Here is a 6800-nt window from a genome sequence, read left to right as displayed (position 1 = left end):
TCACACCAACCGGAAACTAACCGATACCAAGACCGGATCCACCGTTAATCTGACACACCCCTCTGTTGTCAACCGGCCGTCGGTGTGGCGGGGTTTGTGATTCGTCGAAGCGGCTGTAGCGTCGGTCTTGCGGGTCCGGGACGTGGCTGATCCGAAGTGTCGACGTGCGGGGGAAGGTCGACCGCGCTGGATTGATGAGACGCCCCGCAGTGCCCTCCGGGACCCGTTCCTGGGTGGGCGGCCACCACGTTCTGCGCAGCACGTGCGTCGGCGATCAACTGGCGGTAGACCGCGTCGGAGACTCTTCGTTTGAGACAGCGCATGGCCTCCATCCGCGACTTCCCGTCAGTGAGTTTGCGCCGGTAGTAGACGCGACCGTCGGTGTCGAGTCGGATCTGCGTCGTCGCGGCGATGTGCAGCATCCGGTTCACCCGGCGGTTGCCCGCTCGGGAAAGCCAGTGACGGTTTGCTCTCCTGAGGAGGCCTCCAGAGGAGCGGTGCCGGTCCAGGACGCGAACCGGTTGCGGTTAGCGAAGCGGGCAACGTCACCGACGTCGGCCAGTATCCGTGCAGCCACGACAGGGCCTACGCCGGGAAGGTCCATCAGGTGGGAACCACGCTGGGTGACGGTGGTCTTGATCTCTGTGGTCAGTGTCTTGACCTTCTTCTCGATCGCGATCAGGTCGGCCAGCTCATCCACGGCGAGACGGCGCCTGGTCTTCCCAGCGATGTCACGAGCTCGCACCCTGGCAAGGATCGTCTTTGCCTGCAGTGCAGTGATGTCCTTATTCTCCTTGCCCGGAGCGAGTTCGCCCAGCAAGCGGTGCAGCCGGTTCACCGTCCGTACTCGGCGATTGGACAACTGGTCACGGTGATCCACGAGCATCCGCAGCGCCTGTAGTTGATCGTCGGGCACGAGCACACGAAGGTCCTTGGCGCGGACTGCTGCGACCGCAACCGAATGTGCGTCGTGGACGTCGGTCTTGCGGCCATGGCCGGTGTCCAACAGGCGTGCCCTGGCAGCGAGCTTGGCCGGGACATCGACGACCCGCTCGCCGGCCTCCAACAGCCGCTGCGCCAGCCGCCGACCCACGCCCAGGCTGCCCTCGACCGCCCACTCCCGGTCCGACCACTGCTTGACGTATGTACGCATTGCCGCGAACCCGGCCTTGTCGGTGGTGAACCTGCCAGACCCCAGGGCGTTCTCGCGATCGTCGACGACCTCGATCGTCGCTGACAGCTTGTGAGGATCCACCCCGATGATGACCTTCTCCAACGCCTCTTCCTCTCGGCCTGAGAATCAATATGGACGGCGAGGCGGGCATTGCTACTACGAGCTGGGCAGTCCCCTCTTGAGCCACGCCTCGTCACAGCGCCCGACGGTCCGCAAACAGAAATAGAGCCACACCCGCACGCGGGTGGGCAACCCCAAAATAGAGCGTTCCGCCGGGTACCTGGACCGAGTCTGGCCAGACAACGGCCTTACGGGAAGTCTCTAGTAGCCCAGATTGACGCAAGCGGTGGCAGTGACCAAACGCGACGTACGGAGATTGACTGGGGTTAGGCGATGCCGGGTCTGGTGCACCGACATCAACGAGCAGTTGGGACGCGACCGTGAGCCCGAGATCCGTGATTGCCGCAACAATGGTGCCGACGAATTGGCGAGAACGATAACTGCATTCTCCGGTGCCCAAGTCATGGGCCTGAGCGAGTCGAGGCGCACTAGGGCGTGTTTCATAAGTCTGGGAGGAGCCATTCGTTGATGGCGGCGATGGTGATGGTGGCTTCGTAGCGTACGGCGAGTTTGTCGTAGCGGGTGGCGATGGCGCGTTGGCGTTTGAGCCGGTTGATGCCGCATTCGACGGTGTGTCGCTGCTGGTACACGTCTGGGTCGAAGGCTGGTGGGCGTCCGCCGCGGGTGCCTTTGTTGCGCCGGTTGGTGTCCTGGTCGGTCCTGGATGGGATGGTGGCCTTGATTCCACGCTTGCGTAGGTAGGCTCGGTTCGCTGCACAGCTGTATGCCTTGTCCGCCAGTACCCGGCCCGGTCGGGTGCGCGGGCGCCCAGCACCGGGCCGGGGCACCCGGATGCCCATCAGCACGGTGGCGAACAGTGGGCTGTCGGCGCGTTGGCCGGGGGTCACCAGAAACGACATCGGTTTGAGCCCCTGTTCGCAGGCCAGGTGCACCTTGGTGGTCCACCCGCCACGCGATCTGCCCAGGGCGTGATCATCCGGTTCGGTGCGCACCCCGCCGGGCGGGCACAGCTGACGATCCCCGGTTTCCGCGCGCCCGCGGCGTGCTGGTGCGCTCGGGCGATCGTGGTGTCCACGCTGACATCCCACCCGAGCAGCCCGGCCGCGTCCGCCCGCGCACGCAGGCTGGTCAGGATCCGCGCCCAGGTGCCGTCACGCTGCCACCGGCGAAACAGCCCATACACCGACTGCCACGGCCCATACCGGACGGACACGTCCCGCCACGGCGCGCCGGTACGCACACGCCACCGGATCCCATCGATCAGCTGCCGTTTCGTCCGCTTCGGTGGACGCCCCGACTTCTGACCCACCGGCAGCAACGGCTCCAACACCGCCCACTGCGCATCCGTCAGGTCCGAGCGACCACCGGCCGGTATCGTGTCCCGCACGAGGTCTCCGCGTCGATGATCTTCTTGGTCGATGACTCATCTACCGGAGACCTCGCCTCTTATCGATCACCAACACGCCCACCAACCACACCCCTCTTAACCAGCCAGCAACGAAGCACCCCAACTTCTTAAACACGCCCTAGTGGCACTCGGCGGCGTGCCGCTTGGCAGGGTCCCGAACAGCCCGGGATACTGGACCTTCTAGATTAAGGAGGCTCCGTGAGCGGCTTGGAGGGCCCCGCCCTTGCTGCTGGTGGTGGACGTCTCCTCGGAGGGTTGGCGGCGCCCGCGGGGCGGGCACTCGCTCGCAAGGTGACCTTTCGGTGGTTGGTGTGGTGGCGGGTCCGCAAGAGGGTCGACTTCTCGTGTCGGTGGCGGACCTACCGGAAGTGGCTCAAGACCATCACCGCCGAGGAGCTCGCCAGCCCGGTCGAGGACATCCACGGCCCGTTGGCGAAGCGGCTCGACGAGGCTTTGTCTGCTGCGTCGAAGGACTGGGTGTCCGCCGATGACCACCTGTCCCGTGCATTGCGGCTGGTTGAGCTCACTTACCCGGCGATCGCGGCGGCGCTCGGCGATGGTGACCGAGCCGAGCTGACTGAGAATTGGGCGCAGCAGCGCAGCGTCAGCGTGCGGGACCTCCTCCTCCAGCTCGTGGGTCCAGGCGCGGCGTTGAGCTCTGATGACCTCGCGACGGTTCTCCAGCAGCGGTCTACGGCGCGCCGGGCGGTTCGCCTGCAGGTGTTCGGGGTCGATGAGGCTGCCTTGGCGTCATACTTCGACCAGATCGAGGTCCCGAATGTCCCGCCCGGCGGAGTCGTGGTGATGCTGGGCGACTTTGGGTCTGGCAAGTCCGAGACTGCGGAGGCATGGCACCGCGCCGAGATCGAGAATCTCATCGCAGATGAGCAAGCGCCGTTCCCGGTGTGGTTGAACGCGCGCGACCTATTCGGCCAAACACTCGAAGACGCCGTCGAACAGCAGCTCGGGCCCACCTGGCGGCATGGACGAGGCGCGTCCATCACGGTTGACGGTCTCGACGAGACGAACGACCCCGCCAAGGCGCAGGCCCTGCTGGAAGCCGCTCGCATCCTCGCCAGGACGTATACGAGTATTCGGGTCTTGCTGACGGCTCGTCCGGGCATGCTGTCCGCCACGTCGACAGAGGAGACAGCTGCGACGCTCCTCACCGAGGATGCGGCACTGAAACTCATCGAGTCGGTCAGCGGCAGGCCGCACAGCACGTGGCGCTGGACGACGGACATGCGGGCCACGGTGACCAGGCCGTTCTTCGCCCTCGGGGCAGGAGTCATGCTCAGCCGGGACGAAGCTCCCCACGGAGAAGCAGATCTCATTCGAGGCTTGGTCGAAGATGCTCTTAGAAAGGGCACCGAGCGGTCAGCGGTAACCTCAGGTGAGACTCGCCCGGTCCTCAAGAAACTCGCCGTGGCGCTTACCAGGACGGGCAAGGACGGCTTGCTGTTCAGCGACGGCCAGATCGCCCGTTCGAGCCGGCTAGTTGCCGACGGCCCTAATGACTCAGTCCGGTTCTCCCTGCCGATCTTCCAACACTGGTTTGCGGCGCAGGCGATTCTCGCCGGCGACGTGCCAGCCTCGGAGGTCGTGGCCGACGCTCTCAGTTTCAACCGTTGGCGATGGGCCGCGGCAGTAGCTGCGCTGAGCGCACAGAGCGAAGATGCGGTGGATGACCTGTTGGGGACGTGGGTTGCCGGAAACCCGGGAGCGGCGGCCTGGGTCACCAACGAGGCGTTCAGCGGGCACCGAGACTGGCGCACCGAGGACGACGAGAACCTCGACGCCAAGACGAGCGGCGCCCGCCTCCTTCGGGCCCTGCGCACCTGGACGGAGGCTCTTGGCCCGCTCGCTGGCGGCGTTCTCCCATCAGCGGTGGTCAGGGGCCCGGTCGGGTTGGGCGTCACGGTCTCCGGGCATCACATCGACATAGCATTCTCGACCTCTCGTTCAGCGGCCGATTACGTGACCGAGGTTCCACCAGGGGTACACCCGTTCGTTCCAGACTCGGTGCCGGATTGGCGCCCGTGGATCAGTGGCGGAGCACCACAGGGTCACGCCTGGCCCTGGACCATGGTGCAGAAGAGGATCGCGAACGCGATGGATGAAAGGCTGTCCACGGACCCGTTCTTGGGTGCCCCGGACGGGATCTGGATACAGGAACGTCGCTATGACCTTGCCCGGCGCGTCCTCGGCCGCGGCCGCTCGTCCTACGGCGCCCTTCCCGCAGACGAGGTCAGGGACCGGGCAGTAGAGCTGTTCGACGCGGTCGGACGGAACCGCAACGCCGGGATCTCGCGAAGCGGCTCACCAGTAATTTCCGGCGCGGAGCTGGAAGATCTTGTCTCGTGGATCGACTCGACAGCACCCGCCCAGGTGGCGTCGCATCTTCCGGACGAAGATGTGCCACGCCCAGAGAGTGGGTGGGTCTGGAACTTCTACTCGCCGCGGCGGCTCATGGAGTTCGAGGTCGAGGTGTACGGGCGCGCGTGCGAGGCCTATGACGAGGCGCTTGCTCACTCGTTCATTCGTCTCGGGTGGTCCATGCCGAGCACAGTGCTTGCGCCGTTCGGCGTCATCCTGGAAGTACAGTTCGATGGCCCGGACCGGCTCGGCGACATTCCGCTTCTGACTGCCATGCGGGTGCCAATGGCTTTGATACGCCAAGTCGCACCTCCTGGGCCCGAGGCGGTCTGGTCAGTTTCTAGGCGAGCGGTGATCACGCAGACCAGTCGGGAGCAAGCAACATTCTGGGAGCGCCAACGAGCCATACGCGAGATGATTCGCTCCTGGCTCGCCGAGCAGAGTCGTGAATCGATCGGCAGTCTCGGGTGGGTTGATACAGGCGCAGATGACATGTCCAACGTGCGGCCGGCGTCCAGCTTGGCCGCAGGCTGGCTGTCGGACGATCTGAAAAGCCTCGGGCTCGGCACCGGTGGGTCCCCGCAGCTTCGGTAGGCGCCCCACGAGGTGCCGCTAGCGAACCCCGCGGACAACACACCGACCCGGTGATTACCCTGCGACTTCGTACGAAGAAGGCGGCGTGGCCAGACGGACCTTCAACCGACCCCTGCGAGGCCTCCCACACCAGCCGCGCGACCGCCTAGGCTGACCGCTTGTCGTAGTCCATATACGCTGGCGGGCGGCACACGACCAGCCCATCTGCGTCATAGTGGTCCGCTCCTGCGATCACCACTCGCTCGGATAGCGCCGTCGCCTTGTCAGCCACCCGTGCGCTGAGGTCTGGGGCGCGATCGAGTCCCGGTCGCCGTACACCACGGTTACCGGCACCTCGCTGCCTGCGAGGTGTTCCACCACGCGGAACCTGTCGCGCAGCTGCAGCCGCACCTGCAGCCATGGGTAGTGTCTGGATTCGACATCGGCGAGCTCGGAGAACGGCGACCACAGCACCATTCCGGCGGGCGGCCGCAGCGCCTGCAGCGCTGCCGCGACGCCGCTGCCCAGCGACTCTCCGAAGTAGATCGTTCGCTCGGCTGGGTAACCCAAGTCCGCCAGCGTCTCCACGGCAGCCATCGCGTCGCGCGCCAGACCCTCCTCGCTCGGGCTGCCCGGGTTGCCGCCGTACCCGCGATAGTCCATCAGGAGTACGGCGAGCCCGCGCCGCCGCAGTTCCTGCGCCAGACCGGCCCGACCGGGTCGGTTCCCGCCGTTGCCCGGCGCGACCAGAACTGCCATCCGATAGTCGGTCGCGGCCGGCCCGGACGCCGCCAGTGCGAACCACGCACCAAACTCGAGCCCATCCTCGGTGTACAGCGTGACCTCACGAGTTCCCTCAATCACCTCACCAGCCGCCGGCACAGACGCCGCGTCAGGAAAGTAGATCAGCTCCCGCTGCAGCCACCACAACATCGCGACCACCACTCCACCGATCAGCAGAAAGACCACGAGCACCCGCAGCATCCGACCGCGGTACAGCGCCATTGCGGCCATCCCTCATGGTGGCCACCGCGGCCTTGCCCCGGCGCAAGCTCAGCCCGCCACGACCGGCTCGACACAGATGCAAGATCGTAAGTGCGACGGTCCTAATCTTTCGCGATCCACGAGGGGTGTGTCAGATTAACGGTGGATCCGGTCTTGGTATCGGTTAGTTTCCGGTTGGTGTGA

3 protein-coding genes and 1 pseudogene are annotated in these 6800 nt (G+C 65.7%); 1 reads left to right on the top strand and 3 read right to left on the bottom strand.

All coding sequences use genetic code 11. The features are described from left to right. Positions 1–68: 68 nt before the first annotated feature. Both DPM12_RS22505 and DPM12_RS22500 read right to left on the bottom strand, forming a co-directional pair. Positions 69–1276 (bottom strand): annotated as a pseudogene (locus DPM12_RS22505) (IS110 family RNA-guided transposase). Between the two features lie 458 nt (positions 1277–1734). Then, positions 1735–2642 (bottom strand): IS5 family transposase gene (locus tag DPM12_RS22500; RefSeq protein ID WP_425467631.1). Its coding sequence is split into 2 segments (ribosomal slippage): positions 1735–2276 and positions 2276–2642, totalling 909 coding nucleotides; the frame shifts between segments, so codons are not numbered across the junction. 219 nt (positions 2643–2861) lie between these two features. On the opposite strand from DPM12_RS22500, the gene DPM12_RS22495 reads away from it, so the two are divergent. Continuing rightward, complete coding sequence (locus DPM12_RS22495; RefSeq protein ID WP_123788447.1) at positions 2862–5633, top strand: NACHT domain-containing protein; 2772 nt, start codon at positions 2862–2864, stop codon at positions 5631–5633. A 231-nt stretch (positions 5634–5864) separates the two neighbouring features. On the opposite strand, the gene DPM12_RS22490 is transcribed toward DPM12_RS22495, so the two are convergent. Further along, complete coding sequence (locus DPM12_RS22490; RefSeq protein ID WP_158543015.1) at positions 5865–6617, bottom strand: alpha/beta hydrolase; 753 nt, start codon at positions 6615–6617, stop codon at positions 5865–5867. Positions 6618–6800 lie beyond the last annotated feature (183 nt).

The organism is Phytoactinopolyspora halophila, from assembly GCF_003287285.1.
Lineage (GTDB): Bacteria > Actinomycetota > Actinomycetes > Jiangellales > Jiangellaceae > Phytoactinopolyspora_A > Phytoactinopolyspora_A halophila.
The sequence above is the reverse complement of the archived record's forward strand: the minus strand, read 5'-3'. Positions and strand labels throughout refer to the sequence as shown.